The following is a 25,991-nucleotide window of genomic DNA, read 5'->3' on the forward strand; positions in this document are numbered from 1 at the left end:
TGGTGACGCGGGGAGGGGATCCGGGGGCGCGGCTGCGGAACCGGCGAGTCCGGGCGCGGCTGCGTGGCTGGCGAAACACGGAGGGGGTCCGGGTGCGTGGCTTCGGGTCTGGCGCGCCTACGATCCGAGGGCACGGCTGCGTGGGGACTGGTGAGCGGGGGAGGGGATCCGGGGGCGCGGCTGCGGAACCGGCGAGTCCGACGGCGGCTGCGTGACTGGCGACCCATGGAGGGGGTCCGGGGGCGAAGCCCGCCGGGCGGGGTGTGGGGGTTGCACCCCACAAAACTCGAGTGCAGCGAGCAAGGCGAATGCGCTCCATGAGCACAGCTCGCCTACGAGCGAAACGGGTGGGCGCAGAGGGGTTCGAACCCCCGACCGCTGGTGTGTAAAACCAGAGCTCTACCGCTGAGCTATACGCCCTCGACCTTCCGGCCGGGTTATGAATCTAGCGCGGCGAGCGCTTTCTCCCAAGCCGCCTGGTCACGGGGCTCTCCGGGGCCGTTCATCTCGGCGAAACGGATGTGTCCGGTGCGGTCTACGACGAAGGTGCCGCGGTTGGGGTAGCCGGATTTTTCGTTGAAGACCTCGTAGGCCTGGGCTACGGCGCCGTGCGGCCAGAAGTCGGACAGGAGGGGGAAGGTGTAGCCCTGTTCGGCGGCCCAGATCTTGTGGGTGGGGGGTGCGCCGACGGAGATGGCGAGGATCTCGGCGTCGTCGTTCTGGAACTTGGGCAGTTCGTCGCGCACCTTGCACAGTTCACCTTGGCAGATGCCGGTGAAGGCGAGCGGGTAGAAGACGATCAGCACGTTCTTTTTGCCGCGATAGTCCGACAGGCTGACGTCTTGGTTGTTCTGGTCTTTGAGCGTGAAATCCGGCGCGACAGTGCCAACTTCGAGCGGCATCGCAAATCCTCCATCGTGTCGGGTTTCCGCCGGGCGGCGCGATCACCGCCCGGCGACACCATAGCGAAAGGTGGGTCAGCGCTGCTTGGAGGGCGCCTTCGGTTGCACCAGGCGGCTGCCCGCCCAGGTTCCCAGGCTGATCGCCGAGGTCTGGGTGAGACCGGCGGTCGGTGCGGATTCTGCGATTTCGCTCGGTTCTACGTGTCCCGGATGTCCGGTCTTGGGCGTGAGTACCCAGACGAAGCCATCGTCGGCGAGTGGACCGATCGCATCCATCAGTGCGTCGACCAGATCACCGTCCCCGTCGCGCCACCACAGCAGCACGACGTCGACAACTTCATCGGAATCCTCGTCGACAAGATCGCTGCCGATGGACTCCTCGACGTCGGCTCGCAAGTCGTCGTCGACGTCCTCGTCCCAGCCCAATTCCTGGACAACCAAGCCGTGTGTAATGCCAAGCTTCTGAGCGTAGTTCTGCGCGTCCGCCGCGGCGACCACGGTGGTGTCCTCCTCAACTCCCGACAATAGGTAGTTGCAAGCGAACATGGTTCTGGCCGCCAGCGCAAGCCGATCCGAAGAAAATGGCCCGGAATGTCGCGTGACAATGGTGTGTCATGGACTGTTTCAGCGCTTCGGGCATGCCTCGCGTACGGCGTTGCGCGCGTCGTTGACCCGCCTGCTCGCGTCGTTGAGCGGCCCGACGGGCGCGGTGTAGGTCATCTTGCGGGTCTCGGCGGAGAGCGCGCGGGCCGCTGTGACGTAGTCGGTGAATTTCGCGGCGAGATCCGGCGGCATGACGTCCTTGGCGTTGTTGAGCCCGGACTCGACCTTGTTCGCGGCGTCATCGAGGGTTGACACGGCAAGTTCTCGTTTGGCCGCGTAGTCGGGGGCGTTGGCGTCGTGGGCGTCGACGAACTCGTTGTACTTGGACACCCCGACCCCGGTGGTGGTGGGGAACTGGCTGCAGTTGGTGGAGATCGCCTTGTCCTGCGCGGCGGCGCGCTTGGACGAGGTCGCGGCGGCGGACGAGGCCGCCGCCTCCGTTTTGTAGGCCGCTAGATCAGCGGTGTTGGGATTCGCCGTGCCGTCGACCCGATTCGCGCAGCCGGCCACCACCAGGCCGACGACGACCGCTCCGGTCGCGCACACCAATCCGAACCCGCGTGGGTCCAGGGTCTTCATCGTCCTCCCGTATGACGTGCGCCTCGCTGGGCGCTCGAAAACTACAGCGGCCTCGGCTCGTGTTGCCCAGCGCACGGTACTGGATTTCCTGCTGACATGATGACCTGGGGCACACCATCGGCAAGGATGGAGGGTGCGCCCCGACCTTTCGTAAACGAGTGGTACGCAAACCCACGCGCCACCGCTCAGGGATACCGACGCTATCCGCATGTCCACCCCTGTACGAGGAGCAGATTTGACCGACCTGATCCACTCTTCCGCTCCAGCGCAACCCGCTGGATCCGACCCCGCCGCGGCGGGCCGCGATCCGAACGGATCGCCCGCCCAGCCGACCGAGCGCGTGCGGGTTATTCGCGAAGGGGTGGCGTCCTACCTACCGGACATCGACCCGGAGGAAACCAGCGAATGGCTCGAGTCGTTCGATGAGATGCTCGACCGTGAGGGCCCCGGCCGAGCGCGCTACCTCATGCTCCGTCTGTTGGAGCGGGCCGGTGAACGCCGTGTCGCCATCCCCGCGTTGACCTCTACCGACTACGTCAACACCATCCCCACCGAGAACGAGCCGTGGTTCCCCGGCGACGAAGAGGTGGAGCGGCGCTTCCGCGCCTGGATCCGCTGGAACGCCGCGATCATGGTGCATCGCGCGCAGCGGCCGGGAATCGGTGTCGGCGGCCACATCTCGACCTACGCGTCCTCGGCGGCGCTGTATGAGGTCGGCTTCAACCACTTCTTCCGCGGCAAGGATCACTCCGGCGGCGGCGACTCGATCTTCATCCAGGGCCACGCCTCGCCGGGCATCTACGCGCGCGCCTTCCTCGAGGGCAGGCTCAGCGCCGACCGGCTCGACGGCTTCCGCCAGGAGTACAGCCACGGCGGCCTGGGCCACGGCGTGCCGTCGTACCCGCACCCGCGGCTGATGTCGGACTTCTGGGAGTTCCCCACGGTGTCCATGGGTTTGGGCCCGATGAACGCCATCTATCAGGCCAGGTTCAATCACTACCTGCACGACCGCGGTATCAAGGACACCTCCGATCAGCATGTGTGGGCGTTCCTCGGCGACGGCGAGATGGACGAGCCGGAGTCGCGCGGCCTCGCGCACGTGGCGGCGCTCGAGGGCCTGGACAACCTGACGTTCGTGGTCAACTGCAACCTGCAGCGTCTCGACGGCCCGGTGCGCGGCAACGGCAAGATCATTCAGGAGCTGGAGTCGTTCTTCCGCGGCGCGGGCTGGAACGTCATCAAGGTGATCTGGGGTCGCGAGTGGGACGCGCTGCTCGGCGCGGACCGCGACGGCGCGCTGGTGAATCTGATGAACACCACCGCCGACGGCGACTACCAGACCTACAAGGCCAACGACGGCGCCTACGTCCGCGACCATTTCTTCGGCCGCGACCCGCGCACCAAGGCGCTGGTGCAGGACCTGTCCGATCAGGACATCTGGAACCTCAAGCGCGGCGGCCACGATTACCGCAAGGTCTACGCCGCCTACGCCGCCGCGATGGCACACAAGGGTCAGCCGACGGTGATCCTGGCCAAGACCATCAAGGGCTACACCCTCGGCAAGCACTTCGAGGGCCGCAACGCCACGCACCAGATGAAGAAGCTGACGCTGCAGGACCTCAAGGATTTCCGCGACCTGCAGCGGATTCCGATCTCCGACGCTGAACTGGAGAAGGATCCGTACCTGCCGCCGTACTACCACCCCGGCATGGAGTCGCGGGAGATCCAGTACATGCTGGATCGGCGCAAAGCGCTCGGCGGCTTCCTGCCCGAGCGGCGCACCACGGCGAAGCCGCTGCAACTTCCCGGCGACGAGGCGTACAAGTCGGTGCGCAAGGGGTCCGGCAAGCAGAACGTCGCCACCACCATGGCGCTCGTGCGGCTGATGAAGGAACTGTTGCGGGACAAGGAGATCGGCAAGCGGATCGTCCCGATCATCCCGGACGAGGCCCGTACCTTCGGTATGGACTCGTGGTTCCCTTCGTTGAAGATCTACAACCGCAACGGCCAGTTGTACACGTCGGTCGACGCGGATTTGATGCTTGCCTACAAAGAGAGCACGGTCGGGCAGATCCTGCACGAGGGCATCAACGAGGCGGGCTCGACGGCGTCGTTCACCGCGGTCGGCACCTCGTACTCGACGCACGGCGAGCCGATGATCCCGCTCTACATCTTCTACTCGATGTTCGGCTTCCAGCGCACCGGCGACGGCCTGTGGGCGGCGGCGGACCAGCTGGCCCGCGGCTTCGTGCTCGGAGCGACCGCCGGGCGAACCACGCTGACCGGTGAGGGCCTGCAGCACAACGACGGTCACTCGCTGCTGCTCGCCTCGACCAACCCGGCCGTGGTCACCTACGATCCGGCGTTCTCCTTCGAGATCGCGCACATCGTCAAGGACGGCCTGCGCCGGATGTACGGCGGCGGCGCGCCGGAGCCCGGCCCGTACGAGGTGCCGGGAACCGATACCCGCAAGGCGGACGGCGGTTTCGGCGGCGAGGACGTCTTCTACTACATCACCCTCTACAACGAGCCGTACCAGCAGCCGGCCGAGCCGGAGGGCGTGGACATCGCCGGTCTGCTCAAGGGCATCTACCTGTACAAGAAGGGCGGCGACGGCGACGTGCGGGCCCAGATCCTGGTCTCGGGCGTCACCGTGCCCGACGGCGTGCGCGCGCAGGCGCTGCTCGCCGAGGACTGGGGTGTGCAGGCCGATGTCTGGTCGGTGACCTCGTGGGGCGAGCTGCGCAAGGAGGCGTTGCAGCGGGAGATCGCGGCGCTGCGCTTCCCGGACGAGGATCACGGCGTCCCGTACGTCACCGAGGCGCTCTCGCGCGCGGAGGGCCCGTACGTGGCCGCGACGGACTGGCTGCGCGCGGTGCCGGACCAGGTGCGCAAGTGGGTGCCCGGCGAGTTCATCACGCTCGGCACCGACGGTTTCGGCTTCTCCGACACCAGGGCCGCCGCGCGCCGGGTGTTCAACGTCGACGCGCAGTCGATCGTGGTGGCCGCGCTCTCCGGCCTCGCGAAGGCGGGAAAGATCGAGCAGGCCAAGGTGATCGAGGCCGCGGCCAAGTACCGCATCGATGACGTCGACGCCGCGCCGAAGAACGCGTCGAGTTCCGATGGGGACGGCGAGTAGCGGACGATTGGATGGTGGACCGTAAACCGCCGCGGCCGCGTCGGATCTCCGAGGGCTCGTCCGAGCACGAGGTGTATCTGCCGACGGGCGCTCTCTCCCCGAACCGGCAAACCCGCGACCCGCTCCCGGACACGCTGCTCAAACGCGTGAAGCAGTTCTCGGGCCGCCTCTCCACCGAGGCGGTCGGGTCGATGCAGGATCGGTTGCCGTTCTTCGCCGATCTGGACGCCGCCCAGCGCGCCGGCGTCCAGATGCTGGTGCAGACCGCGGTGGTGAACTTCCTGGAGTGGTTGCAGGACCCGGACAGCGACATCCGGTTCAGCCTCGACGCGTTCCAGGTGATCCCGCAGGATCTGGCGCGGCGGCTGACGCTGCGTCAGACGGTGGACATGGTCCGGGTGGCCATGGAGTTCTTCGAGCAGTGGCTGCCCGCGCTCGCACGCAACGACCGGCAACTGGTCGCGCTCACCGAGGCCGTGCTGCGGTACGGGCGTGAGCTCGGCTTCGCCGCCGCCTCGGTGTACGCCAGCGCCGCCGAGTCGCGCGGCGCGTGGGACACCCGGCTGGAGGCGCTCGTCGTCGACGCGGTGGTGCGCGGCGACACCGGCCCGGACATGCTGTCGCGGGCCGCGACGCTGAACTGGGACGCGACCGCGCCGGCGACGGTGCTCGTCGGCACCCCGCCCGGCGAGCAGGGCGTGTCGTCGGTGGGGTCGGTGCACGCGATCGCGGCCAGGCACGGCCGGGCCGCGCTGGCCGTCGTGCAGGGCACCCGGCTGGTGATGGTGGTGAGCGGCCACCTCGGGGACTCCTCCTATATCTCCCCGTTCCTGGCGGATCTGCTGGCCGAGGTCTTCTCCGACGGGCCCGTGGTGATCGGCCCGACCACCCGCACGCTGGGCGCCGCGCACGCCAGCGCGGTCGAGGCGCTGGCCGGAATGGAGGCCGTCGTCGGGTGGCGAGGCGCGCCGCGCCCGGTGCACGCGACCGAATTGCTGCCCGAGCGAGCATTGCTCGGCGATCGAGCTGCGATCGACGCGTTGAACGAGTATCTTGTCCTTCCGTTGGCCGCGGCGGGATCGTCACTGGCGGACACGCTCGAGGCCTATCTGGATTGCGGTGGCGCCGTCGAGACGTGTGCGCGTCAGTTGTACGTCCATCCAAATACGGTTCGTTACCGCCTCAAGCGGATCGCCGAAATCACCGGTCGTGATCCGATGAATCCGCGGGACGCCTATGTGCTCAGAATCGCCGCAACCGTGGGTCGTTTGACACGAACCCGTAACGAAACGTCAACACCTACCCCAGAAGCCCCTGGTTTCACCGTCGGCAACGAGGGCCTGTAACGGAAATCGTGGGAGGTTCGATTCGGGCGACTCACGTGGTCTTTTGTGGGACCCCCACAAAACCCGGCGGCAAGCTTCATTCGCGTCGACATCTCCGGCGGGGTGGCCCACGGTGTTGTCTTAGGGAGTGATCGCGTTGTTCACCCCTGGACAGGGGTCCCAGACTCCCGGCATGCTCGCGCCTTGGCTCGAAGTCCCTGGCGCGCGTGACCGGCTCATCCTCTGGTCGATGGCCTCCGGCTTGGACCTGGTTCGCCTCGGCACCACCGCGACAGCGGAGGAGATCACCGATACGGCGGTCACGCAGCCGCTGGTGGTGGCCGCCGCGTTGCTGGCCTACGCGGAAATCCCCGCGGATTCACTTCCGCCCGCTACCATCGTCGCCGGGCATTCGGTCGGTGAACTCGCCGCCGCCGCTGTCGCCGGGGTCATCTCCTCGGACGACGCGGTGCGTTTGGCCGCCATCCGTGGTTCGGAGATGGCCAAGGCGTGCGCGTTGGAGCCGACCGGCATGTCCGCGGTGCTCGGTGGCGATGAGGCCGCCGTGCTCGCTCGGCTCGCGGAGCTCGAACTCGTTCCGGCCAACCGCAACGCGGCGGGTCAGATCGTGGCCGCGGGCCGGTTGGACGCGCTGGCGGAACTCGCCGCGAACCCGCCGGAGAAGGCGCGGATTCGCGCGCTGCCCGTCGCGGGTGCCTTCCACACCGCGTTCATGGCGCCGGCCCAGGAGGCTGTGACCGATGCCATATCGCAGATCGTGCCGAACAACCCGACCAGGACGCTGCTGTCGAACTTCGACGGCAAGCCGGTCACCTCGGGTCGCGACGCGATCAACAAGCTCGCTGCCCAGGTCACCCGGCCCGTCCGGTGGGATCTGTGCACCGAAACCGTAAGGCAGGCAGAGGTTTCCATGGTGGCGGAACTGCCGCCCGCCGGAACCCTCGTCGGCATTGCGAAACGGGAACTGAAGGGCACGCGCACCGTGGCCATGAAGACCCCCGAAGACCTCCCCGCGTTGGCCGGGGTGAGCATCTCCGGCTAGCTTTCCTGCGCGGCCATGCATCGATATGCACGGCTGTGACCGAGGCGGGCGTAACCAACGCCCGTCTCGATCCGAAAAAACAGTACGAGCCCTACACAGAAACAAGAAGGGAGCCACGAAGTGGCCGCTCTGACCCAGGAACAAATCGTCGAGGAACTCGGCAAGATCATCGAAGAGGTGACGGGTATCGAACCCTCCGAGGTGACGCTCGAGAAGTCCTTCGTCGATGACCTGGACATCGACTCGCTGTCCATGGTCGAGATCGCGGTGCAGACCGAGGACAAGTACGGTGTGAAGATCCCGGACGAGGATCTGGCCAGCCTGAAGACCGTCGGCGATGCCGTCGCCTACATCCAGAAGCTCGAGGCCGAGAACGCTGACGCGGCCGCGGAGCTCAAGGCCAAGTTCGACGCCGAGTAGGGCTGACACTGTGACCACTCCTTCCACCTTGAACGGGAACTTCCCCAACGTCGTCGTCACTAGCCTGGCGGCGACCACGTCGATCGCTGGTGATGTCGATGCGACGTGGAAGGGACTCCTCAACGGCGAGAGCGGTATCGACGTTCTCGAGGATTCCTTCGTCGAGGAATACGACCTTCCGGTCCGCATCGGCGGCCACCTGAAGGTTCGGCCCGAGACCCTGCTGTCCCGAGTCGAGTGCCGGCGCATGGCGTACGTCGAGCAGCTCGCGACCGTTCTCGGTCGCGAGGTGTGGCGTAACGCGGGCAGCCCGGAGGTCGACCCGGAGCGGCTGGGTGTGGCCATCGGCACCGGGTTGGGTGGCGGCGACGCCCTCATCGACTCGGTCGACAAGCTGAAGAGCGGTGGCTATCGCAAGATTTCGCCGTTGGCTGTGCAGATGGTCATGCCGAACGGCCCCTCGGCCGTCGTCGGCCTCGAATTGAAGGCCAGGGCAGGAGTGGTCACTCCGGTCTCGGCATGCTCGTCGGGCTCCGAGGCCATCGCGAACGCGTGGCGGATGATCGTCATGGGCGACGCCGACATGGTCGTCACCGGCGGCGTCGAGGGCTACATCGACGCGGTGCCGATCGCGGCGTTCAGCATGATGCGCGCCATGAGCACCCGCAACGACGATCCGAAGGGCGCCTCGCGCCCGTTCGACAAGGATCGTGACGGCTTCGTCTTCGGCGAGGCGGGTGCGCTGATGGTCATCGAGACCGAGGAGCACGCCAAGGCGCGCGGAGCCACCATCCACGCGCGGCTGCTCGGCGCGGGCATCACCTCCGACGGCTTCCACCTGGTCGCCCCCGCGCCCGACGGCGTCGGTGCGGCCCGCGCGATGACGAGGGCGATGCAGACCGCCGGTCTGTCTCCGAAGGACATCACGCACGTCAACGCGCACGCCACCGCGACGCCGATCGGCGACACCGCCGAGGCGAACGCGATCAGCCTGGCGATCGGCAAGCACCCCTCGATCTACGCACCGAAGTCCGCGCTGGGACACTCGATCGGCGCCGTCGGCGCGCTCGAGTCGGTGCTCACCGTGCTCAGCATCCGCGACGGCATCGTCCCGCCGACGCTGAACCTGGACAACCAGGATCCGGCGATCGACCTGGATGTCGTGCACGGCGAGGCTCGCCGTCAGGAGATCGAGTACGCGATCAACAATTCGTTCGGTTTCGGTGGGCACAATGTGGCGCTCGCCTTCGGTCGGGCCTAGCCGCCTGGACCGACTTCGGTCCGCCTGAGTGCGGACCGGTCGACTGCACAGCGAACCCGGCGGGATCGGCCATCAGGGCCGAGCCCGCCGGGTTCGACATTTCGCAGCCGCTCCAGCGGCGCACTTCATCGTGAGGAGAGAACGCGATGACGATTATCGCCTCCGCGTTGCACCAAGAGACGGCGACGGATCCGCGCGATCCGCTCGGCCGGCTAGAGCGGTTCTTCGACCCCGGCACCCTGCTTCCGCTGCACCCGCGCGACAAGTCCGGCGTGCTCGCCGCCGTCGGCGAGGTCGACGGTGTCCGCACCGTCGCCTACTGCTCCGACGCCACCGTGATGGGTGGCGCGATGGGCGTCGAGGGCTGCAAGCACATCGTCGACGCCATCGACACCGCCATCGACTCCGGCCTGCCGGTCGTCGGCATCTGGCACTCCGGCGGCGCGCGGCTGGCCGAGGGGGTCGAGGCCCTGCACGCCGTCGGACTGGTCTTCGAGGCCATGGTTCGCGCGTCCGGCCTGGTACCGCAGATCTCCGTCGTCGTCGGCTTCGCCGCCGGCGGCGCCGCGTACGGACCCGCGCTCACCGACATCGTGATCATGGCGCCCGAGGGCCGCATCTTCGTCACCGGCCCCGACGTGGTGCGCAGCGTGACCGGCGAGCAGGTCGACATGGCGACCCTCGGCGGGCCGGTGACGCACGGCAAGAAGTCCGGCGTCACCCACATCGTCGCCGACGACGAGGCAGACGCGGTGCACCGCGCGCGCCGGCTGGTGTCGATGTTCGCCGAGCAGGGCGAGTTCGATCTGCGCGCGGCCGAGCACGGCGACGTCGACCTCAAGGCGATGCTGCCGGAGTCGGCCAAGCGCGCCTACGACGTGAAGCCGATCATCCACGAGCTGCTCGACAACGTCGACGGGGAGAGCTCGTTCGAGGAGCTGCAGGGCGGTTACGCGCGCAGCATCGTCACCGGTCTCGGCCGGCTGGCCGGGCGCACCGTCGGTGTGCTCGCCAACAACCCGATCCGCCTCGGCGGCTGCCTCAACTCCGAAAGTGCCGAGAAGGCAGCGCGTTTCGTGCGGCTGTGCAATTCGTTCGGGATTCCGCTGATCGTGCTGACCGACGTGCCGGGGTATCTGCCCGGCGTCAGCATGGAGTGGGAGGGCGTGGTGCGGCGCGGGGCCAAGCTTCTGCATGCCTTCGCCGAGGCTCGGGTTCCGCGCGTCACGCTTGTTACGCGCAAGATCTACGGCGGGGCCTACATCGCGATGAACGCTCGCGCGCTCGGGGCGACGGCCGTGTACGCGTGGCCCGGGTCGGAGGTCGCGGTGATGGGTGCGAAGGCGGCCGTGGGGATTCTGCACAAGAAGGCTTTGGCCGCCGCGCCCGAGGAGGAGCGGGAGGCGTTGCACGAACGGCTCACGGTTGAGCATGAGCGCATTGCGGGCGGGGTTGAGCGGGCTGTCGCGATCGGGGTGGTCGATGAGGTGATCGATCCGGCGAAGACCCGCAGCACTATTGCCGCGGCGTTGGCTGCCGCGCCTTCGCGGGCTAGTCATTTGAAGAACATTCCACTCTGAGGGTTGCGGTGGGCCCCTGTCTGGGGCCCACTGTTGTTGTGCGGCAAGGGCTCTCGCACATGGCCGCAGATGTACCTCCCCGCTGTTCGGCAGTCCATCGAGCTTCCTGATGGGCCGGCTGGTCTGCAACCACGCGATGCGAAACATTTTGGGCGCGAACAGGGTTGGCGCGGACGAGGCACTTCGGATCGGACTGCTCGACGAGATCGTCGCGCCGGAGACGCTGGTGCGCCGGGCGGTCGAGGTAGTTCGCCAGTGGAACTTCGCTCAGAGTCATATGGTCGCCAATAGATCTTGAAACGCGACCATATGACTCTGCTCGATTTCCTGTTGTGAGGGAGGGGATGCGGGTGGGGTGCTGGGTAGCATCGAGGTGTGCGCTATGAGGAGCTTGCCGATGTGCCGTGTTCCATTACGCGGCCCCTCGTGATCTTCGGGGATCGCTGGACACTGTTGATACTGAAGTTCGCGTTCTCGGGGATTCGTCGGTTCAACGGCTTCCAGAGTTCGCTCGGCATTTCGCGCAGCCGGCTACAGGATCGGCTCGATCGGCTGATCGAGCACGAGATCCTGGTGAAGCGGAAGGCCGAAGTAGGGGCGCACGAGGAGTATCGGCTCACGCGCAAAGGGCACGACATCTACCCGATCCTCATGGCCATTCGGGACTGGGGCGATACCTATATGGCGCCTGACGGGCCACCCGTGCGCTACACCCATGAGGGTTGCGCGGGAGAGGCGCACTCGCGGCTCGGGTGCGATGCGTGCGGTGAGGAGTTGACCGCGCGGGATGTGGTGCCCGAGGTCGGGCCCGGTCTGCTCGGCGATCAGTCGGTGAACCAGGTGGCTACCTGATCCAGGTTTTCGCGAGATGTGCGGAAGCCGTTGATCGGGTGCTCGGTGTCCGGGTAGCCGAAGGAAATTCCGGCGACCGCGCGGCGATTGTCCGGTATGCCGAAATAGGTGCGGATGAAGGGTGCGTACGACGCGAGCGCCGCCTGGGGTGCCGCGCCGAGTCCCAGGCTGTGTGCGGCGAGTAGGAAGTTGCCGATATACGCGCCGCAGTCGACGGCGCCGTAGACGCCGAGATCGGCCTCCGTGGTCACGATCGCCACGTGCGGGGCGTCGAACAGTTCGAAGTTGCGCACCGCCTGACGCATGGTTTTCTCGTGGTCGCCCTTGGCGATGCCGACGCTGTCGTACAGTTGCTTGCCGCATTCGCGTCGGCGATCTCGGAAGACGCCGGTGTACTGCGCCGGGAACTCGAAATCCGGTGCGGGCGTTGCGGTTTGGATGTGCGCGAGCAACTCTGTGCGGAACCGGTCTGTGCCAGCGCCTTCGGTGAGCACGACCTGCCATGGTTGCGTATTGCACCAGGAGGCGGTGCGCTGTGCCAGGCGCAGCAGTCGCTCGATTGCCTGCCTCGGCACCGGGTGGGGCAGAAACTGGCGACACGTCCAGCGTTCGTCGAGCATCTCGGACAGTGTCGTGTACTGCTCGCTGGTCACATCCGCTGTCGTCATCGCGCTCCCTTTGGTTCCATTATGAGACCGAACGTTAACACCGAAATCTACGGCGCGGAATGCCTGTTCCGCGACGATGTGGTCGCATTGCCCTGAATGCGAGCCTCTGACAAGGCAGAATCCACCGCATGGCGTCCGGAGCTCCCGCCGCGCGGGAACGCAAGAGGCACGGCAGGCACTACACCCCGCCCGAGCTAGCCCGCTTCCTAGCCGCACGCCTCCTCGCCCACCTGCCCCGGCCCGAGTCCGGCGTCCTGCGCGTGCTCGACCCGGCGTGTGGAGACGGAGAACTGCTGTTCGCGTTGCGTGCCGAGGCGGCGATTCGGTTTCCGGGGGTACGGGTGGAGCTGACGGGTTATGACCTGGATGCGGCGGCGCTCGCGGTGGCGCGGGGGAGAGTGGGGGGAGTCGCAAGTTTCGCGGGACCCGATGGTTCTGCCGGAACTGCGGGCGTTGCTGGGGTTGTGCGGACTGTGGCAGCTCCTGAGGACATGCGGGCCGATAGAACTGCGAAGGTCTCGGGAGCTGCGGGAGCTGCGGGAGCTGCGGGAGCTGTGGAAGCTGCGGGGGCTGCGGGAGCTGTGGAAGCTGCGGGGGCTGCGGGAGCTGTGGAAGCTGCGGGGGCTGCGGGGGCTGCGGGAGCTGTGGAAGCTGCGGGGGCTGCGGGAGCTGTGGAAGCTGCGGGGGTTTCGGAGGTTGTGGGGGTTGCGGAAGCTGCGGGGCTTGCGAGAGCTACGGGGGTTGCTGGAGCTGCCGGGCTTGCGGAAGCTGCGGCAGTTGCAGGAGGTACGGGGCTTGCCGAAGCTGCAGGAGCTACGGATGCTGCAAAACCCCTGGGGGTCAATAACTTCCACTCGAACCATCGGCGGTCGTCCTCTGACGCCCGTTCGGCGGCCGCGGCGTCGAGCAGCGCCGGCCGTTCGGTGACCGTCGCGTCGAGCCCGGTGTCGGCGGCGGCAGGTGCGAAGGGACCGACGGACACGAGTTCGATCATGGCCGAGAGGGTGGAGGGGGGCACGCGAGCCGTGCCGACCTCGAAAACCGCGGCCGCAGGGATCGGGGCGGTTGCGGAAGCTGCGGAGGACGTGGCTGTTGCCGCAGCGAAGGTGGCGGGGGTTGAGGGGGCTGCGGAAGCTGAGGGGGTTGCGGGGGTTGAATACGTCCAGGAGGGCACGCGTGCCGTGCCGACCTCGGAATTCGCGGCCGTAGGGATTGCGGCGGTTGCAGAGGATGCGGCTGTCGGCGCAGCGCAGGCGGAGGCGGCTGCGGGACCTGCCGGAGTCGGGAGGGTTGCCGCCGTCAGAGATTCGGAGTCGGTGGGGGCTACATCGGCGGCTGCGGGAACTGCGGGGACCGTGATGGCTGACGGAACCGAGGAGGCCTCGGACGTCGTAGCAACTGACCGAGTTGTGGAGGCCGCGAACGTTGGCGCTGCGGACGGCGGTGAGAGCGGGGAGGCCGAGAGGACGGCGAGCACTGCCGAGATTCGAGTCGACCTGCACGTTGGGGACTTCTTGGCGGCGGCTGCGGAGTTGAGGGCGGGGTCGTTCGATGTGGTGATCACCAATCCGCCTTATGTGCGGACCCAGCAGCTGGGCGGGGATACGGCGCAACTGCTCAGTAAACGGTTCGGGTTGCGGGGGCGGATCGATCTGACGCATCCGTTCGTGGCGACGCTGCCCCGATTGCTTTGTGCCGGTGGGGTGCTCGGGTTGCTGTGCGCCAATCGGTTCCTGACCACCAAGGCCGGGGCGAACATTCGGCGGTTACTGCTGGCGGAGCTGACACCGCGCGAGCTGTACGACCTGGGTGATACCAAACTGTTCGAGGCGGCCGTGCTGCCCGCGATCACCATTGCCACCCGCGACAGGACCGAAGGCGAGTGCCGGTATGTGTCCGCCTATGAGGTCGCGGAGCACAGATCCATCTCGGAGGCAGAGCTTTTCGACGCACTGGTCGCTACCCGCGGTTCCCTGGTCGCCCACAACGGTCGCACCTTCGCCGTGCAAGTCGGCACCCTCGTAACCGGGTCGGCACCGCGTTCGGAAGAGGGACCCACCATTCAGCACGACCGAGGTGCCCGGCCGCGACACGGACAGGAAAGCCAGGGAACCGCAGCACCTGTCGCCCCGAAAGCGCCACTCGACACGTCCGCACCGGCCGACCGGCGCGCCGCCGATTTGGGGACCGTGCGGCGTAGCACGGAGTCGGCCGGCTTGCGGCGTGCCGGGGAACCGGCCGCCGCAGGGCACGTTGCGGAGCCGGTCACCATGGCGCGCACGGAAGGACCGACGAGCGCGGGGCACGTTGCGGAGCCGGTCACCATGGCGCGCACGGAAGGACCGACGAGCGCGGGGCACGTTGCGGAGCCGGTCACCATGGCGCGCACGGAAGGACCGACGAGCGCGGGGCACGTGCGGAGCCGGTCACCATGGCGCGCACGGAAGAACCATCGATCGCGGGGCACGCTGCCGAATCGGGGACCGAGCGCGGCACCGCGGAGACGAGGTACGAGCGACGTGTTGCGGAGTCGGGGACAGCGCAGGATGCCGCCGAATCGGAGAGCGCGCGGCGCATCGCCGAGTCGGGAGCCGTTCGGCGTACCGCAGGGTCGGCGGGTTCGCGGTGTGCCGGGGAACCGGTCGCCGCAGAGCACGCCCCCGAATCGGCGAACGCGGGGGATGCCGGTGAGCCGATCACAATGGCGCGCACAGGAGAACCATCGGGCGCGGGGCACGTTGCCGAATCGAGGACCGCGCGCAGCACTGCGGAGCCGAGGGCCGAGTGGCGTGCTGCGGGATCGACTACGGGGCGGGGACTTTCAGAACCAGACACTGCGTGGCGTATGTCGAATGCTGAGGTGGACTCTTGGCTGGGTGGGATTGCGGCGGCGACTTGGCGGACGTTCGGGGAGGTGGGGCGGATTCGGGTGGGGATCAAGACGACTGCGGATCGGGTTTTTATCTCTGATCGGTGGTCCGAGGTCGAGCCGGCGCCGGAGGTGGAGTTGCTGCTCGAGTTGATCACGCATCATGATCTCGAGCCGTGGCGGGTCGCTCGCGCGAGCGACACCAGGGTGCTCTACCCCTACGACGTGACCAAGTCCAGTCGGACGCCGATCGAGCTCACCGAATTCCCCTGTGCCGCTGAGTATCTGCATGCGCACAAGGACACGCTCGCCGCTCGTCACTATCTCGGGCCGAGCGGGCGTGAGTGGTTCGAGATCTGGGTGCCGCAGCGTCCGAATCTGTGGTGTGCGCCGAAGGTGGTGTTTCCGGACATCAGTGATCGGCCGCGGTTCGCGCTCGATCGGTCGGGGGCGGTGGTCAACGGCGACTGCTATTGGATTTCGCTGCCCGATCTGGCGGAGAGTCCGGCAACGGCCGAGCGGCTGGCGTATCTGCTGATGGGCGTGGCGAATTCGGCGCTGGGGCTGCGGTTCTACGACGCGGTGTGCGGTAACCGGCTGTACTCGGGGAGGCGACGGTGGATCACGCAGTACGTGTCGCGTCTACCGCTGCCGGATCCGGAGTCGGCGCGGGCGGGGTCCATCATCGAGCTGGCGGGGGAGTTCGTCGACGGCCGGATCCCCGATGCGGCGGCACGAGCAGACCTCGACGCGCGGGTGGCCGCCGCGTTCGAATCTGATTGAGGCGCTGCTTATTTCAACGAGCCAGCTCAGCGAATCCCATACGTCACCATGGGCAACAACGTCCGCCGCGCGAAATCTCTGGCGGCCTCCCGATCGGCGACGGGGATGGGTCCGTCGGGCGTCAGCGCGAGCGAAAGGGCCAGCCGCGCCATGATTTCGGCGACCAGTTCGGCGTCGAATTCGTGGGTGTTCTCGCTGTCCCGCAGTTCACGCAGCTTCTCGGCGAGGTAGCCGCGCCCGACGGCGAGGATCGGCCCGGCCTCGGTGGTCAACCTCGGCAGGATGAGGTCGGGTTCGGTGCGCAGCAGGCGACGCAGCAGTTCGTTGTTCGCGATGGCGGTGATGAACGCGACGAAGATCTCCACCAGTTGGTCCTCGGTGCCGGTGACGGCCTGCACCTGCTTGTCGATCATGGCGACGAAGCGCTGCGCCTCGCGCACGCTCACCGCCTCTACCAGCTCGTTCTTCGATTCGAAGCGGCGGTAGAGGGTGGCGGGGCTGATGCCGGCCCGGCGCGCGATCTCGCCCATGCTGGTGCGTTTGATGCCGAAGTCCAGGAAGGCCGAGAGCGCGCTCTCCAGGAGTTTCTCCCCGTCGGCGACGGGCTTGTCCAGGATGCGCTGCAGCATGGGCGGGACAGTGGGCATCTGGTCTCCAGTCGATTCGCGCGAGCGCCGGTCGGGCGGGAACGTCGCGACGGTGCGGGTGATGGGCCTTCATTATTTCACCGCACGGCGGTGGCCCGGCCCCGGATCGCCGGAATGTCGCACAGGTCGCGTGTCCAGCATCGAATGGTTAGCCTCTGTGGATATCCATTTTGGATATCGCATGGTCTGGAAAGGGTTGAGCCGTGGCATATTTCGCCGACCGGGTGGTGGCGATCACCGGCGCCGGAGCGGGCATCGGCCGCGAACTCGCCGTGGCGCTGGCCCGCGACGGCGCGCTGCTCGCGCTGTCGGACAAGTCCGCGGACGCGGTCGCCGAGACCGGCCGCCGCTGCGCCGCCCTCGGACCTGCACCGACGACGACCACCCTCGACGTCACCGACCGGGCGGCGGTGCTCGACCACGCCGCGGCGACGTTCGACCATTACGGACGGGTCGAGGCGCTGTTCAACAACGCGGGCATCCTGCACGTCGGCGGGGTCGCCGACTCGCCGTTCAGCGATTTCGAGCACGTGATGGACGTGGACTTCTGGGGAGTCGTCAACGGCACCAAGGCCTTTCTCCCGCACCTGATGACCGCCGAGCGCGCGCACGTGGTGAACATGTCCTCGGCGTTCGGGCTGGTGGGTATGGCCCAGCACGCGCCGTACAACGCGGCGAAATTCGCGGTGCGCGGGTTCACCGACTCGCTGCGCCAGGATATGCGCGCCGCGGGCGGCCGGGTACGGGTGAGCACGGTGTATCCGGGCGGGGTGCTCACCTCGATCGCGCGCTCGGCGGTGGTGGCGCCCGGCATCGACGCGGCGGCGGTGGCGCGGCGCTTCGAGGGGCACGTCGCGCGCACGAGCCCAGCCGCGGCGGCCAGGACGATTCTGCGCGGGGCGGCGCGGGGCGAGGCCAAGGTGCTCGTCGGACTGGACGCCCTGCTTGTGGACCTGGTCACAAGGTTCGCGGGCTCTTATCACGAACGGGTGCTGGACATGGTATTTCGTTCCTGACACGCGCGATCGGGAACGGATAATGGTGAAATGGCAACTGGTCGAACACTTCTCACCGCGGCAACCGATCGGGCGCGATCGATCGGGCGCCGCTGATGCCGAAATGGATCCTGGTCGAGTGCTTTTCGGGCGCGCCGGGCAAGGTGATCGCCCTCGGCGCCGCCCCCAAATCGTTTGTGCCGCTGAGCAATATCCTGCGTAACCCGCTTTCCCTCGCGGATGCCGAAGCCGCGCTCGCGCAGGCCTGCCGGACCCGCGCCCTGGTCGCGCGGTCCTCGTCGGACGGACGCCGCACGGTGCGGGCCGAGCCGCTGCTCATCTCGCCGCAGCGGGCGCACGCCGTCCGGTTGTGGATCGGTCCGGTGGACGAGGCGCCGCCGCCGCGAGAAGCTGTGGGCGCGTGGTACTTCAACCTCACCACCAATCGGTCGGTGCGCAGTGTCGACCTGCTCGACCTGTACGGGGTCGCGCCGGAGGACCGGGAGGCGGAGCTGGCCATCGCGAGCGCGTTCACCCGGTTGGTCACCAATCGAGACGAGAGCGAGGCGCTGGCGAAGATGGTGAACTCCGCGCCGGGCAGCGAGCATCAGGCGGTGTGGACCATCCGCCGCGACGACGACGCCCTGCGCGCAGGGCATTTCGCCTGCCGGATCATCATCGAGGTCGACGCGAACGGGCGCAGGGAGGTGCTGTTCCGCGGGGTGACGCAGGATATCGGCGCCGCCACCGCGGTGCCCGCCGCGCCGCCGCCGATGATCCTCGAGTACCAGTTGCTGGAGGCGTCGGCGGCGCCGGGGGAGTACCGCGCGATCGTGAATCTGCGCTCGCTGCAACTGATTCGCTGGATCGGGCCGCCCATGCCCGGCATCGCCTGGGAGGACCTACCCGGGCAGCCGCCGCCGGAGATCCACCCGGACGATCTGGCTGTCGCGCAAGACATGTCGCGGGAGTTGGCGCGCCATCGCACCGAGGGCACGCTGCGGCTGCGCCGGGTCGACGGCGACTGGCAGCGGGTACGCGTGCGGGCCGCGCTGATGGTGCTGGATCAGCACACGACGGCCGGACTGGCCACGGTCACCGCCGCCGACTGACGCGCGGTGACCGTGGACGATCATCACTGACGCGGTAAGTTCAGCGCCGCCATTTCCTGCTCGATCGCGTTGGCGGCGAAATCCACCCCGCTGGAACGTAATTCGTGAACCCGCCGCTGCAGTGCCTCGACGCCGCCCGGCTGGGCCGCGATATCGGCCACACTGATCCGGCCCGTGGACCGGTGCATACTCGACTGCACGTAACCCATCACCGATACCTCCTGCCACGCTATGCACCCATTGACCCAAACATGGGTTTACCACTGCGCTACAAGCCGCACGACTACCGTTTCGACAGGAGACCCCGGGTCACCGGGCACGCTGAGAAATGTTATCAGCGGTTCCTATTGGTCGCTTGATCAGTGTGCGCTGTCTCACACCTCTTTTGCCGTGCGGTGATTCGCCGTGTTGTGTAGGTACACAGCCCCATTCAGTCGAATGCCGTCCTGCTCGGCCTCGCTGAGTTCGCGTCGGACCTTGCCGGGGACCCCGGCGACGAGCGACCCCGGCGGAATCTGCGCGCCCTCCGGAATCAGCGCGTTGGCCGCGATCAGGCTGCCCGCGCCGATCACCGCGCCGTTGAGCACGGTGGCGCCCATGCCGACGAGCACGTCGTCGCCGACCGTGCAGCCGTGCAGGATCGCGTTGTGCCCCACCGAGACTCCGCTGCCGACGGTGAGCGGGAAGCCGGGATCGGCGTGCAGCACGCAGCCGTCCTGGATATTCGTCCGCTCGCCGACGCTGATCGCCTCGAGGTCGGCGCGCAGCACCGCGCTGTACCACACGCTGACCTCGGCCGCGAGCCGCACGCGCCCGATCACCGTCGCGTTGGGCGCGACCCACGCGCTCTCGTCGATCTCCGGGGCGTGCTCGCCGATCTGAATCCTCATGCGGACGAACTTAGCCCCTGTGTCCAAGTCCGATCCGACGCCTCCGGTGGCTGGATCGCCGGACGCATCCGGCCGGACTCCGAGACAGGGGCTGGCCGGGCGTCCTGGAACAGGGCACGGTGGGCGGCCGGGCTGGTGCCGAGGATGCGGTGGAAGTGGTGGCGCAGGCTGACCGCGGTGCCGAAACCGGTGTCGGCGGCGATGCGCTCCATGGTGTCGTCGGTGGTCTCCAGCAGCAGCCTGGCGCGGTCGGCGCGCTGGTGCAGCAGCCACTGCTGCGGGCTGTTTCCGGTGCGGTCGCGGAAGCGGCGGGTGAAGGTGCGGCGCGACATGAGGGCCACCCGCGCCCAGCCGTCCAGGTCGATCGGCTGGTCGAGATGTGTTCGCGCCCAGACCATCGCGCGCTCGATCGGGTCGTCGTCGCTGGCGTCGGGGACGGCGACCGGGATGTACTGGGCCTGTGAGCCGCTGCGGTGCGGCGCGGTGACCAGCTCCCTGGCCAGCTCGGTCGCCGCCCGGCTGCCGAGGTCGTTGCGGACCAGGTGCAGGCAGCAGTCGAGGGCGGCGGCCACGCCCGCGGAGGTGATCACGTCGCCCAGGTCCGACCACAGGGTGTCGGCGCGGACCCGGACCTCGGGGCAGGCGCGGGCCAGCGCGGCGGCGCCCGCCCAGTGCGTGGTCACCTCTCGGCCGTCGACCAGCCCGCTGACCGCGATCGCCCACGAGCCCAGGCACAGGCCGACGATCCGCGCGCCCGCGGTGTGCGCCTGATGCAGGGCGGTGCGCAACTCGGGCGACAGCGGCATATCGCGCTCCCAGCTGGGGATGACGACGGTGTCCGCGCGGACGAACCGGTCCAGGCCGTGGCGCACCTCGATGTCGAAACCCGCTGGGGTGCGCAGGCTTCCGGGACGCTCGGCGCACACGTCCACCCGATAGGGCGCCTTTCCGCCGATGCCGACGCGACCGAACACCAGGCTCGGCACGGACAGATGGAACGGGCTGATGTCGTCATAGGCGAGGACGGCCACGGTATGCATGGCCCGATTTTAGCGGAAGCAGGCTCGCGGGCCACTGTTGGGCGGCTTGCCCTCACTGACAAGCTCAACGGCATGACCGACACCATCGAACACACCAACCAGCTCGACGTTCTGCACATCGGCGGACCGACGGTTCGCCTCCGCTACGCGGGCCTCACCTTCCTGACCGACCCCACCTTCGATGAGCCCGGGGACTACCCCGGCCCGGTCACTCTGCACAAGCTCACCGGTCCCGCAGTACCGGTCGATCAGGTCGGCGCGGTCGACGTGGTCCTGCTCTCGCACGACGAGCACGCCGACAACCTGGACAACTCCGGACGCGAATTCCTGAAGACGGCGGGCACGGTGCTGTCCACGCCCGGCGCCGCGGAGCGCATCAATGGCGTTCGGGGACTGGAGAATTGGGAGTCCGTGACGATCGGCGACGTCACGATCACCGGCGTGCCCGCGCTGCACGGGCCGGAGGGGTGCGAACCGCAGACCGGGATCGTCACCGGATTCGTGCTGCAGGCCGACGGTCAGCCGACGGTGTACGTCTCGGGTGACAACGCGTCGGTCGATCGGGTGGAGAAGATCGTCGAACGGATCGGCCGGATCGACGTCGCCGTGCTGTTCGTCGGCGCGGCGAACATCGGCCGCTTCGGCGACATCGACCTCACGCTGAACGCGCGCACCGCGGTGCTCGCGGCCGAGGTGCTCGGCGACGCGCTGATCGTGCCCGTGCACGGCGAGGGGTGGGTGCATTTCAGCGAGACCCTGGAGCGGCTGAGGCTGCTGTTCCACTACGCCGGGCGGGAGAAGCAGCTGCTGATTCCGCCGCTCGGCACCGAGATCACTGTCTGACCGGACGCGGCCTGCAGCTGGGGATTCTGCTGGAAAGGGCCGGTGATCAGGCGGTTTCGTGATCCTCGCGCGTCGCTCGTGGCGCGGGCCGCGCGCGGGGTCCACGATGTCGGTATGAAGATCGGAGTGCCACGCGAGGTCAAGGAGCAGGAGTTCCGGGTTGCCCTCACGCCGGCCGGGGCCGGGGAGTTGACCGCGCACGGTCACGACGTGCTGATCGAGACCGGGGCGGGCGTGGGGTCGGGATTCGCCGACGCCGACTACGTGGCGACCGGGGCTCGGGCGGCGTCCGTCGACGAGGTCTGGGAAGCCGACCTGATTCTGAAGGTCAAGGAGCCGATCGAGCCCGAATATCTGAGGATGCGGAGCGGCCAGGTGCTGTTCACCTATCTGCACCTGGCCGCGTCCCGCGAATGCACCGACGCCGTCGTGCGCTCCGGAATCACCGCCATCGCCTACGAAATCGTGCGCGCCGCCGACGGTTCGCTGCCGTTGCTCGCGCCGATGAGCGAGGTCGCGGGCAAGCTCGGCGGGCAGGTCGGGGCCTACCATCTGATGGCGCCGCTCGGCGGTGCGGGCATGCTGCTCGGGGGCGTGCCCGGGGTACGGCCGGCGGATGTGGTGGTGCTCGGCGGGGGTGTCGCGGGATCCAACGCAGCCTCGGTGGCGGCCGGGATGGGTGCGCGAGTCACCGTGCTGGACACCAATCTGCCGCGGCTGCGCGATCTCGACGCGCGGTTCGACGGGCGGATCGCCACCGTCGCCTCCAATGTCGCGGAGATCCAGCGCGCCGTGTCCGCCGCCGACCTGGTCATCGGTTCAGTGCTAGTGCCCGGTGCGCGGGCGCCCGAACTCGTCCCCGACGAACTCGTCGCCGAGATGCGCCCCGGCTCGGTCCTCGTCGACATCGCCATCGACCAGGGCGGATGCTTCGCCGGCTCCCACCCCACCACCCACGCGAATCCCACCTTCCCCGTACACAATTCGCTGTTCTACTGTGTAGCGAACATGCCGGGCGCCGTCCCCCACACCGCCACCCTCGCCCTCACCAACGCCACCCTCCCCTACGTCCGCGCCATCGCCGACCTCGGCTGGAAAGAAGCCTGCGCCAACCACCACGATCTGGCCCACGGGCTGACCGCCGACGCGGGGCATCTGCTGTCGGTGGAGGTTGCGACGGCGCACGGTTATACGACGCCTGCGCCGGTGGGTGTGGTGGGGTGATCGCAGGCAGTTTCGTGGAGGTGCGTCTCTGTTCGGCCGTCGAGTTGCGCAGAGCTCATGCAGGAATACGGACCACCCAGGCTGGACTTCGGGCCTGGCTTCGTTGATCGTGGGCATGGCTTCGTTGATCGAGGGCGGCCTTCGTTGATCGCGGGACGGGCCGCACCTTTTCTCGGGATCGGCACTGGCTCTAGGTGCTCGGAGAGGGTGCGGATCCCTAGTGCGAGTGCGGGATTCGGGGATTACTCCTCTTCGCCGGTGCTCGTCGAAGTTCCTACCGAGCCTGGAGTTCCCGTCGCCAGTCAGCGAATCGTCGCCGCATGCTCGTGACGAGATCGAGCGGGACCGAGTACTCCGCGAATGCGTCGTCCGTGATCTGGTTCAGTGCGCCGAGCGCGTCAGCGAACATGCGAGGATCGAAGCCGCTGTCCGCGTTCTCGGCGAGTTCCAGTAGCCGCTCGCGGCTGTAGTTGCCACTAATGATCGCCGCGTCGATATCGAGGAAGTCGCGAGGCAGTGCTCGCCCGTAGAGTGCAGACATCTTGTTGGCGACGGCGTCATCGGGGTGGAGGACGGGGCCGATGTCGAGCAGGACGGGTGGGTGTGCTCGCCAGTCGGCTGACAGTTCCAATTTGTCTGGGGCGGTGTCGGGTTCGGTGGGCGAGGAGACCAGCAGACGTGCGAACGTTTCGCCGCTCATCGCGGTGGTGACGACGTATCCATGTTGTTCGAGGGCGGTGATGACGGCCGTGACCGCGTCGGGGAAATGTGCTCGACGGTGCCAGTCGGTGAACAGGTCGACGTCGCCGCTGGGGCGGTTTCCCATACCGTGGGCGCGAATGGCGTAGCCGCCGGCGAGGGCGAATCCCTGGTCGCCGGCCACCGCGAGTGCGATCTCTGCCAGCCTGCGATGGCGTGGTTCCACTGGGTGCCTAGGCCGAGGCCAGTCGGCTGAGTTGGGCGAGTTCGGGGAATCGGTTTTCCCAGGCGCGTTTGATCTGCTGGGGCAGCCAGATGTAGGACCAGAGTCGTTTGAGGACGGCCTCGTTGAGATAGGAGTACAGGTCGGTGGGGGTGGCTGCCTCGTTGATCACGGTGCGGTAGAGGTCGACGATTCTTCCTGGGCGATCCAGGTCGTACTCGGCGTGGCCGGACCAGTCGAGATGCGTAGGGAGGTTGACGACGCCGCTGGTCGGGCCGGTGAGCAGGTGCAGATCCTCGGGCACCGCGACAGGCTTGTGGTACCGCGACTGTCCGCGTGTCGGTTCCGGCATCTTCCCTCCCTTCTCAGGATGTTGTCGCTCTGGTCAGCTTACCGTCGGCGTCCGACACGCAACGTGCGACGACGCGCACTTTCGGCAGTTCAGCCTGTTTGGGCGGATGGACCCTCCATGCGAGGGTCGAATCCGTTGTCGGCGAGCTCCAGTAATCGCTCGCGGCTGTAGTTGCACTGGTGATCGCGGCGTCGATATCGAGGAAGTCCCGGGGCAGTGCTCGCCCATAAAACGCGCTTGCCTTCGATGACCGGTGGAGCCGGCCGCACTCTTTCTCGGGGTCCGCACTGGCTTTGGGGCCCTGGAGAGGGTGCGGATCCTGAGAAGGAGTGCGGGATTTGGGGGTTATTCCTCTTCGGCGGGGGCGGCGCCTAGGTACCAGTCGGGTTTGCCGGTGGTGGGGAGGTCGTGGAGTTTGTCGGGGTTGCGGACTACGTTGATGGCGACGATGCGGTCGTTGTCGATGACGAAGGCGAAGACGCCGATGTGCGTGCCGTCGAAGACGACCAAGCCGGGGGCGCCGTTGACGAGGACGGCGCGGCCCCAGCCGCCGGCGGCGGACGGTGCGTGGTACCAGCCGAGCAGCATCTTGGCGATGAGTTCGGCGCCGTGCACGGGCTTGCGGATGGCGGGGACCTTGCCGCCGCCGTCGGCGGTCAGGCTGACGTTGGCGTCGAGCACGCCGAGCAGCGCGCTGAGATCGCCGGAGCGCCACGCGACGGCGAAGGCGGAGACGACCTTCTCCTGCTCGTCGGGCGAGGCGGGGAAGCGGGGCGTGCCGTCCTCGACGCGCTTGCGGGCGCGGGAGGCGAGTTGCCGCACGGCCGCGGGGGTGCGGCCGACGACCTCGGCGACCTCGGGGCCGGACATGCCGAACACGTCCTGCAGCACGAACGCGGTGCGCTCGGCGGGCGAGAGTGATTCGAGGACAACGAGTAGCGCCGTGGTGACCCGCTCGTCCTGGGTGATCCGGTCCGCCGGGTCGTCCCAGCTGGTGACCTCCGGCTCCGGCAGCCACTCGCCGACGTACTGCTCGCGGCGGGCACGGGCCGACCCGAGCTGGTCGAGCGCGAGGCGGCCGGTGACGGTGCTGAGCCAGGCGCGCAGATTGTCGATCTGGTCCGCGGTGCCGGCCTCGTGCTGGCGCTGCAATCGCAGCCACGCCTCTTGGACCACGTCGTCGGCGTCGGTGAGGCTGCCGAGCGTGCTGTAGGCGAGCCTGCGCAGGTACGGCCGGTGCTCCTCGAACCGACGGGCCAGTTCGGCCTGGTCGATGGGTTCAGGAGTGGGCTGTTCGGATGTCACTGCTGTTCGCCGTTCGGTCGTTGCGCACCCGTTGGGCGTGCGTTGTGAATGCGTCACCGGGAAGACGACGCAGCGGGTGAGAGTGTGACACGCCGAGGGCTCTCGACACGCGTAACCCTCGGAGAGGTCTGCGTCACTGGTTCGCTGGCTGGAGCTGTACCGGGTGCTGTACGAGCCGTAGTTGCCGCGAGCCAGGTGCGGGCAGGTCCGGGACGAGCCAGCCGAGCGCCGCGTCTCGAAGGCCTGCAACAGTCGCACGCTTATCGGCTCGTCGTGAAGTCATCCAGAGCGAGAAGCAGCGAGACGGCGGGCCGGATAGGCTCCAGGGGTGCAGAAGGGGCGGTCGACCGCGGCGGGACTGGTGCTCGGATTCGTGCTGGACCGGGTCTTCGGCGACCCGCGGCGATGGCATCCGGTGGCCGGATTCGGTTCGGCGGCAAGCGCACTCGAATCGGTGACGTATGCCGATCGGCGTAGCGCGGGCGTTCTGCACGAGGTGCTGCTGGTAGGCGGGGTGGTCGGGCTCGGCCTGAAGGTGCGCGGTCTGCCGATGACCGCGCTGGCCACCTGGACCGTGCTCGGCGGCCGCAGCCTCGCGCGGGCGGGCGGCGCGATGG

At 67.9% G+C, this 25,991-nt stretch carries 26 protein-coding genes and 1 tRNA gene; 15 read left to right on the forward strand and 12 right to left on the reverse strand.

The window, feature by feature from the left end; genetic code table 11:
* Window positions 1–348: 348 nt before the first annotated feature.
* The 4 genes from ON39_RS10175 to ON39_RS10190 all read right to left on the reverse strand — a co-directional run bounded on the left by ON39_RS10175 (window position 349) and on the right by ON39_RS10190 (window position 2,084).
* Window positions 349–420: transfer RNA gene (locus ON39_RS10175), tRNA-Val, on the reverse strand.
* Between the two features lie 17 nt (window positions 421–437).
* Window positions 438–902, reverse strand: coding sequence for a peroxiredoxin (locus ON39_RS10180; protein ID WP_040733191.1), 465 nt, complete (start codon window positions 900–902; stop codon window positions 438–440).
* A 75-nt stretch (window positions 903–977) separates the two neighbouring features.
* Window positions 978–1,400: a DUF3052 domain-containing protein gene (locus tag ON39_RS10185; protein ID WP_040733214.1), complete on the reverse strand. Its 423-nt coding sequence runs from the start codon at window positions 1,398–1,400 to the stop codon at window positions 978–980.
* A gap of 126 nt (window positions 1,401–1,526) precedes the next feature.
* Window positions 1,527–2,084, reverse strand: a complete 558-nt coding sequence (locus tag ON39_RS10190; RefSeq protein WP_040733192.1) for an Rv2240c family protein — start codon at window positions 2,082–2,084, stop codon at window positions 1,527–1,529.
* A 235-nt stretch (window positions 2,085–2,319) separates the two neighbouring features.
* Between ON39_RS10190 and aceE the strand changes: the two genes are divergently transcribed.
* The 8 genes from aceE to ON39_RS10230 all read left to right on the forward strand — a co-directional run bounded on the left by aceE (window position 2,320) and on the right by ON39_RS10230 (window position 11,724).
* Window positions 2,320–5,223 (forward strand): pyruvate dehydrogenase (acetyl-transferring), homodimeric type, encoded by a 2,904-nt coding sequence (gene aceE, locus ON39_RS10195; RefSeq protein WP_040733194.1) that lies wholly within the window; start codon window positions 2,320–2,322, stop codon window positions 5,221–5,223.
* A gap of 11 nt (window positions 5,224–5,234) precedes the next feature.
* The gene (locus ON39_RS10200) at window positions 5,235–6,569 is read left to right on the forward strand and encodes a PucR family transcriptional regulator (RefSeq protein ID WP_051186481.1); all 1,335 of its coding nucleotides are present in this window, start codon (window positions 5,235–5,237) and stop codon (window positions 6,567–6,569) included.
* 127 nt (window positions 6,570–6,696) lie between these two features.
* Window positions 6,697–7,611: an ACP S-malonyltransferase gene (locus tag ON39_RS10205; RefSeq protein ID WP_083894361.1), complete on the forward strand. Its 915-nt coding sequence runs from the start codon at window positions 6,697–6,699 to the stop codon at window positions 7,609–7,611.
* A gap of 120 nt (window positions 7,612–7,731) precedes the next feature.
* On the forward strand, window positions 7,732–8,031 hold the full coding sequence (gene acpM / locus ON39_RS10210) for a meromycolate extension acyl carrier protein AcpM (RefSeq protein ID WP_011208147.1): 300 nt from the start codon (window positions 7,732–7,734) through the stop codon (window positions 8,029–8,031).
* Between the two features lie 10 nt (window positions 8,032–8,041).
* The gene (locus ON39_RS10215; RefSeq protein WP_040733197.1) at window positions 8,042–9,292 is read left to right on the forward strand and encodes a KasA/KasB family beta-ketoacyl-ACP synthase; all 1,251 of its coding nucleotides are present in this window, start codon (window positions 8,042–8,044) and stop codon (window positions 9,290–9,292) included.
* Between the two features lie 146 nt (window positions 9,293–9,438).
* Entirely contained in the window at window positions 9,439–10,872 is a 1,434-nt protein-coding gene (locus ON39_RS10220; protein ID WP_040733198.1) for an acyl-CoA carboxylase subunit beta, read from the forward strand.
* Between the two features lie 109 nt (window positions 10,873–10,981).
* Window positions 10,982–11,170, forward strand: coding sequence for an enoyl-CoA hydratase-related protein (locus tag ON39_RS10225; RefSeq protein ID WP_040733199.1), 189 nt, complete (start codon window positions 10,982–10,984; stop codon window positions 11,168–11,170).
* Window positions 11,171–11,247: 77 nt separating this feature from the next.
* Window positions 11,248–11,724 (forward strand): winged helix-turn-helix transcriptional regulator, encoded by a 477-nt coding sequence (locus ON39_RS10230; protein ID WP_040733200.1) that lies wholly within the window; start codon window positions 11,248–11,250, stop codon window positions 11,722–11,724.
* On the opposite strand, the gene ON39_RS10235 is transcribed toward ON39_RS10230, so the two are convergent.
* Entirely contained in the window at window positions 11,697–12,392 is a 696-nt protein-coding gene (locus tag ON39_RS10235) for a nitroreductase (protein WP_040733201.1), read from the reverse strand. The genes ON39_RS10230 and ON39_RS10235 overlap by 28 nt on opposite strands.
* A 1,358-nt stretch (window positions 12,393–13,750) precedes the next feature.
* Here ON39_RS10235 and ON39_RS50485 point away from each other — a divergent pair.
* Both ON39_RS50485 and ON39_RS50490 read left to right on the forward strand, forming a co-directional pair.
* The gene (locus ON39_RS50485) at window positions 13,751–15,415 is read left to right on the forward strand and encodes an Eco57I restriction-modification methylase domain-containing protein (protein WP_255219251.1); all 1,665 of its coding nucleotides are present in this window, start codon (window positions 13,751–13,753) and stop codon (window positions 15,413–15,415) included.
* A complete protein-coding gene (locus tag ON39_RS50490; RefSeq protein WP_255219252.1) occupies window positions 15,322–16,044 on the forward strand; it encodes a TaqI-like C-terminal specificity domain-containing protein in 723 nt (240 codons plus the stop codon). Before ON39_RS50485 ends, ON39_RS50490 begins: the two co-directional genes overlap by 94 nt.
* 26 nt (window positions 16,045–16,070) lie before the next feature.
* On the opposite strand, the gene ON39_RS10250 is transcribed toward ON39_RS50490, so the two are convergent.
* Entirely contained in the window at window positions 16,071–16,691 is a 621-nt protein-coding gene (locus ON39_RS10250) for a TetR/AcrR family transcriptional regulator (protein ID WP_040733203.1), read from the reverse strand.
* Window positions 16,692–16,894: 203 nt separating this feature from the next.
* Here ON39_RS10250 and ON39_RS10255 point away from each other — a divergent pair, with 203 nt between their 5' ends.
* Both ON39_RS10255 and ON39_RS10260 read left to right on the forward strand, forming a co-directional pair.
* A complete protein-coding gene (locus tag ON39_RS10255) occupies window positions 16,895–17,707 on the forward strand; it encodes an SDR family NAD(P)-dependent oxidoreductase (RefSeq protein WP_040733204.1) in 813 nt (270 codons plus the stop codon).
* Window positions 17,708–17,802: 95 nt separating this feature from the next.
* Window positions 17,803–18,798 (forward strand): GAF domain-containing protein, encoded by a 996-nt coding sequence (locus tag ON39_RS10260; protein WP_040733205.1) that lies wholly within the window; start codon window positions 17,803–17,805, stop codon window positions 18,796–18,798.
* Between the two features lie 23 nt (window positions 18,799–18,821).
* Here ON39_RS10260 and ON39_RS10265 read toward each other — a convergent pair whose 3' ends face one another.
* The 3 genes from ON39_RS10265 to ON39_RS10275 all read right to left on the reverse strand — a co-directional run bounded on the left by ON39_RS10265 (window position 18,822) and on the right by ON39_RS10275 (window position 20,728).
* Complete coding sequence (locus tag ON39_RS10265) at window positions 18,822–19,007, reverse strand: hypothetical protein (RefSeq protein WP_040733207.1); 186 nt, start codon at window positions 19,005–19,007, stop codon at window positions 18,822–18,824.
* Between the two features lie 165 nt (window positions 19,008–19,172).
* Window positions 19,173–19,688: a gamma carbonic anhydrase family protein gene (locus ON39_RS10270; protein WP_040733208.1), complete on the reverse strand. Its 516-nt coding sequence runs from the start codon at window positions 19,686–19,688 to the stop codon at window positions 19,173–19,175.
* Window positions 19,685–20,728, reverse strand: a complete 1,044-nt coding sequence (locus ON39_RS10275; protein ID WP_083894362.1) for a GlxA family transcriptional regulator — start codon at window positions 20,726–20,728, stop codon at window positions 19,685–19,687. The genes ON39_RS10270 and ON39_RS10275 overlap by 4 nt, the downstream gene beginning before the upstream one ends.
* Before the next feature lie 72 nt (window positions 20,729–20,800).
* Here ON39_RS10275 and ON39_RS10280 point away from each other — a divergent pair, with 72 nt between their 5' ends.
* Window positions 20,801–21,571: an MBL fold metallo-hydrolase gene (locus ON39_RS10280; RefSeq protein WP_040733210.1), complete on the forward strand. Its 771-nt coding sequence runs from the start codon at window positions 20,801–20,803 to the stop codon at window positions 21,569–21,571.
* 114 nt (window positions 21,572–21,685) lie between these two features.
* Entirely contained in the window at window positions 21,686–22,795 is a 1,110-nt protein-coding gene (gene ald / locus ON39_RS10285) for an alanine dehydrogenase (protein ID WP_040733220.1), read from the forward strand.
* Between the two features lie 274 nt (window positions 22,796–23,069).
* Here ald and ON39_RS10290 read toward each other — a convergent pair whose 3' ends face one another.
* The 3 genes from ON39_RS10290 to sigJ all read right to left on the reverse strand — a co-directional run bounded on the left by ON39_RS10290 (window position 23,070) and on the right by sigJ (window position 25,374).
* Window positions 23,070–23,720: a nucleotidyl transferase AbiEii/AbiGii toxin family protein gene (locus ON39_RS10290; RefSeq protein WP_040733211.1), complete on the reverse strand. Its 651-nt coding sequence runs from the start codon at window positions 23,718–23,720 to the stop codon at window positions 23,070–23,072.
* A gap of 7 nt (window positions 23,721–23,727) precedes the next feature.
* Entirely contained in the window at window positions 23,728–24,069 is a 342-nt protein-coding gene (locus ON39_RS10295; RefSeq protein WP_083894363.1) for a hypothetical protein, read from the reverse strand.
* Between the two features lie 345 nt (window positions 24,070–24,414).
* Entirely contained in the window at window positions 24,415–25,374 is a 960-nt protein-coding gene (gene sigJ / locus ON39_RS10300) for an RNA polymerase sigma factor SigJ (RefSeq protein WP_040733212.1), read from the reverse strand.
* Window positions 25,375–25,702: 328 nt separating this feature from the next.
* Between sigJ and ON39_RS10305 the strand changes: the two genes are divergently transcribed.
* Window positions 25,703–25,991: cobalamin biosynthesis protein (locus ON39_RS10305; RefSeq protein ID WP_040733213.1), on the forward strand; the 289-nt coding region annotated here is incomplete at its 3' end.

This window comes from Nocardia tenerifensis NBRC 101015, from assembly GCF_000308715.1.
Taxonomy (GTDB): domain Bacteria; phylum Actinomycetota; class Actinomycetes; order Mycobacteriales; family Mycobacteriaceae; genus Nocardia; species Nocardia tenerifensis.

Excerpts from the sequence above, each read along its gene's own strand:
- ON39_RS10180 (WP_040733191.1), bottom strand. The coding sequence starts at position 902 with ATGCCGCTCGAAGTTGGCACTGTCGCGCCGGATTTCACGCTCAAAGAC.
- ON39_RS10190 (WP_040733192.1), bottom strand. The coding sequence starts at position 2,084 with ATGAAGACCCTGGACCCACGCGGGTTCGGATTGGTGTGCGCGACCGGA.
- ON39_RS10200 (WP_051186481.1), top strand. The coding sequence starts at position 5,235 with ATGGTGGACCGTAAACCGCCGCGGCCGCGTCGGATCTCCGAGGGCTCG.
- ON39_RS10220 (WP_040733198.1), top strand. The coding sequence starts at position 9,439 with ATGACGATTATCGCCTCCGCGTTGCACCAAGAGACGGCGACGGATCCG.
- ON39_RS10225 (WP_040733199.1), top strand. The coding sequence starts at position 10,982 with ATGGGCCGGCTGGTCTGCAACCACGCGATGCGAAACATTTTGGGCGCG.
- ON39_RS10235 (WP_040733201.1), bottom strand. The coding sequence starts at position 12,392 with ATGACGACAGCGGATGTGACCAGCGAGCAGTACACGACACTGTCCGAG.
- ON39_RS50485 (WP_255219251.1), top strand. The coding sequence starts at position 13,751 with ATGGCTGACGGAACCGAGGAGGCCTCGGACGTCGTAGCAACTGACCGA.
- ON39_RS10250 (WP_040733203.1), bottom strand. The coding sequence starts at position 16,691 with ATGCCCACTGTCCCGCCCATGCTGCAGCGCATCCTGGACAAGCCCGTC.
- ON39_RS10260 (WP_040733205.1), top strand. The coding sequence starts at position 17,803 with ATGCCGAAATGGATCCTGGTCGAGTGCTTTTCGGGCGCGCCGGGCAAG.
- ON39_RS10265 (WP_040733207.1), bottom strand. The coding sequence starts at position 19,007 with ATGGGTTACGTGCAGTCGAGTATGCACCGGTCCACGGGCCGGATCAGT.
- ON39_RS10270 (WP_040733208.1), bottom strand. The coding sequence starts at position 19,688 with ATGAGGATTCAGATCGGCGAGCACGCCCCGGAGATCGACGAGAGCGCG.
- ON39_RS10275 (WP_083894362.1), bottom strand. The coding sequence starts at position 20,728 with ATGCATACCGTGGCCGTCCTCGCCTATGACGACATCAGCCCGTTCCAT.
- ON39_RS10280 (WP_040733210.1), top strand. The coding sequence starts at position 20,801 with ATGACCGACACCATCGAACACACCAACCAGCTCGACGTTCTGCACATC.
- ald (WP_040733220.1), top strand. The coding sequence starts at position 21,686 with ATGAAGATCGGAGTGCCACGCGAGGTCAAGGAGCAGGAGTTCCGGGTT.
- ON39_RS10295 (WP_083894363.1), bottom strand. The coding sequence starts at position 24,069 with ATGCCGGAACCGACACGCGGACAGTCGCGGTACCACAAGCCTGTCGCG.